Origin of the sequence: Streptomyces huiliensis (assembly GCF_020037025.1) — a bacterium.
GTDB lineage: Bacteria > Actinomycetota > Actinomycetes > Streptomycetales > Streptomycetaceae > Streptomyces > Streptomyces huiliensis.
In genome coordinates this window covers 1-634 of sequence record NZ_JAIQLH010000555.1, presented here as the reverse complement: position 1 = coordinate 634, position 634 = coordinate 1, and the positions used below count along the sequence as shown (strand labels likewise).

The 634-nt window shown below is 78.4% G+C and carries 1 protein-coding gene; it reads right to left on the bottom strand.

The window, feature by feature from the left end:
• Positions 1–13: 13 nt before the first annotated feature.
• The coding region (rfaE2, locus tag JNW98_RS35830) for a D-glycero-beta-D-manno-heptose 1-phosphate adenylyltransferase (protein WP_223772415.1) at positions 14–634 on the bottom strand (621 nt) is incomplete at its 5' end.

Below are 634 nucleotides of genomic sequence, written 5' to 3'. Positions count from 1 at the left end.
GCCGGCTCGCCGCTCACGGCCGCCCGTCCCGCGAGACGCGGGCGGTTCGCGGTGATCCCGCGGCCCCCGGTGGCCGGGCGGTGCGCGCGGGCCCGTCGCCCGTAGTGCCACCGGCCGTCGGCCCGCCCTCCGCGCCGCCCGCGCGGTCCACGCACGACGCCGCCCGTGTGGCCAGCAGCGTGCTGGAGCGGCCGTCGAGGTAGGGGAGGAGGACGGCCTGGCCGCCCCAGGAGCCCAGTTGGGGGGCTTCCGGGAGCTGTTCGACGGCGTAGTCGCCGCCCTTGACCCAGATGTGCGGGCGCAGGCCGGAGAGCAGGGCCTCGGGGGTGTCCTCGTCGAAGACGGCCACCGCGTCGACGCACTGGAGGGCGCGGAGGACCCTGATGCGGTCGTGGAGCGGGTTGATGGGGCGGCCGTCGCCCTTGCGGCGGCGGACCGAGGCGTCCGAGTTGAGACAGACGATCAGGCAGTCGCCGATGCCCCGGGCCTGCTGCAGGAGGCTGACGTGGCCGGCGTGCAGCAGGTCGAAGCAGCCGCCCGCCGCCACGACCGTGCCGCCCGCCGCGCGGACCCGGCGGGCCAGCCGCAGCGCGTCGGTGTCCGCGCCGCCGGCGAACGGCGGGGCCGGGCTGGG